2 protein-coding genes are annotated in these 2,504 nt (G+C 43.1%); both read right to left on the bottom strand.

The genetic code is table 11. The features are described from left to right. Positions 1-469: plasmid pRiA4b ORF-3 family protein (locus tag NC238_15540; GenBank protein ID MCM1567320.1), on the bottom strand; the 469-nt coding region annotated here is incomplete at its 3' end. A gap of 82 nt (positions 470-551) precedes the next feature. Then, positions 552-2,504, bottom strand: a 1,953-nt coding sequence (locus NC238_15535) for a DEAD/DEAH box helicase family protein (GenBank protein MCM1567319.1), incomplete at its 5' end; no start/stop codon positions are given.

The following is a 2,504-nucleotide window of genomic DNA, read 5'->3' as shown; positions in this document are numbered from 1 at the left end:
TCGGATATTTTCCTTTTCCCGAATAATCCTCAATTGCTGTGACGTCTATCTGATGCAGCCAGTCGTCCCCAAAGTCAAAGTGATAGCCGAAAGCTCGGCCTACTTCCAGGCCCAGGGAATCTATAGTTGTAGTGCGGACATCTCCTGCCATTTCCTCTTCCAGGCCCGGGAATTCTATGTCCGCTGGCAGTGAGTAGACAGCAGACCTGTCATCCGGCCCCACGCCAAGTAAAAACTCATAGAGATGCTCGTCAAAGCGATCAAAGGCCTTGAAAATGGCTTCATGGAAGTCTTCTAAAGTCTGTTCCCCGTGAATCTGGATGGTGCGGGAAATAATCGGACCTTCGAACTCGGCACACATAGGCCCTCCCATCAGGTAGACGATCATAGTGTATAGTTTGGAAGGAGTTTTGCCTCTGGCACTCTCCTCCGCGACCTTATTATTCTTCTTTCCTGGAGGCATATTCATTGAAATTGGCGGCGCACCAGATATGTTTTACTGAGAAATTGATTTTTCCTTGCAGTTAATTTTGCATTTACCCTACATCAGATTATGCAACAACCGGTGCGTAAAGGTATTCTTGAAATCCAACAAATAGTTCTCTTGTTTTGGCAATCCCGCCTAAGACTGCCTTAGCATCGCTTATTGTATGGTATTTGAGTTCAAGAAGTCCTGGCAATTTTTCCGGGCTGAGTTCTCCAACACCCGTTTCTATATATTTCGAGAGGACAAAATCCAGAAACTCTTTTTGCTTCTCATTTAATCCTTCAAAAATTCTTGATTGAGCCCTGTTTACCCGCGTTTCTCTTGTCATTGGTTGCATGGCAAAAGCAACATATTCCAGTACATCAAACAAATCGCTTTTTTCAGCATCTATAAGCTTTTGTAGTGTCGTGAGCTCATTCATACCGTATCCTGCTTCGGCAAGTTTTTCAAGAAATGCGCTGCGTGTTACCGGATTGGACCAGATTGTACGAAGCTCATTTTCATCCTTAAAAAATTCAGGTAAAATGCCGAACAGGTTTTGTAAAAATTCCTGTGCTGAAATCGGTTTGCCGTCCGCACTCCAGAAAGAGGTGGAAATCATGTGTTGAATCTCACGCTCTTTGCCGTCACGCAGCTTTATTTTCAGTTTTTTCTTTGCCTCTTTTTCGTCCTCTTCCGACGAACGGTAAGGTTCTTTCGGATCTTTTACTTCTTTTGGCAGCTCAGGTTTAGATTCTGGTTCCAGCGGCTCTCCATCCCATTCAGGATCGGCAAAATGGTGGTATGCATCTACAAAATCGTAAATTGTGAAGTACTCTTTTCCATCGAACAGCCGCGTGCCACGTCCAACTATCTGCTTAAACTCGATGATGGAGTTTATTGGCCGCATGAGAATGATATTTCGGATATTTCGGGCATCAACGCCAGTAGAGAGTTTTTGTGAGGTGGTGAGAATCGTTGGAATAGTATTTTCGTTATCTCGAAACTTGCGCAAGTACTCTTCTCCAAGAGAACCGTCATTAGCAGTAACACGGACACAGTAATTCGGCTCGTTGCTATGTTTATATTGATTGATCAGATCCCTGACTATCGCTGCGTGGGTTTGAGTGGCGCAGAAAACAATACCTTTTTCCTTCTGGTTAATTTCAGAAAGGAATATCTTTACTCTCTTTGCCTCACGTTCTTTAATTTCGATGATTTTATTAAAATCGACTTCTGTATAGATTTTACCTTCCTCGACTTCACCCTCAATTACCTGGTCATCCGGAGTATAAATATAGTCATCTAATGTAGTTTTTATACGTTTTACTTTAAAAGGAGTCAAAAAACCATCGTTAATGCCTTCTTTAAGTGAATAGATGTATACCGGCTCACCGAAGTATTTGTAGGTATCCACATTGTCATCGCGTTTGGGCGTTGCAGTTAAACCAAGCTGGACTGCAGGAGAGAAGTATTCCATAATGCTTCGCCAGTTGCTTTCATCATTTGCGCCGCCTCGATGGCATTCATCAATGATAATAAAATCAAAGTAATCTGCAGGATACTCACCAAAATAAGGCGTATTTTCAGGGCCGCTCATGAAGGTCTGGAAAATAGTAAAGAAAATGCTGCCATTAGTCGGCACACTTCCTTTTTTTGCTATCTCTTTTGGGCTGATACGCACCAGTGCATCTTCCTGAAAGGCTGAAAAATCATTAAAAGCCTGGTCAGCAAGTATATTTCTGTCTGCTAAGAACAGGATTCTTGGCCTGCGTCTACCATCACGTTTCAGGTTCCACCGCGTATGGAAAAGTTTCCATGCTATCTGAAACGCGATGAAGGTCTTACCTGTACCGGTTGCCAGGGTGAGCAGGATACGCTGTTTTTCCTCGGCAATGGCAGCCATTGTATTATTGACTGCAATTTCCTGATAATAGCGAATGTTTTTTGTGCCGCCCAAATTTTCAAACGGGACGCGAGAAAAATTATCCCTCCAGTGATCCTGAATGGCAAATGTCTTATTCCACAATTCATCAGG

Source organism: Dehalobacter sp. (assembly GCA_023667845.1).
In the GTDB taxonomy this organism is placed as follows: Bacteria; Bacillota; Desulfitobacteriia; order Desulfitobacteriales; family Syntrophobotulaceae; genus Dehalobacter.
The sequence above is the reverse complement of the archived record's forward strand: the minus strand, read 5'-3'. Positions and strand labels throughout refer to the sequence as shown.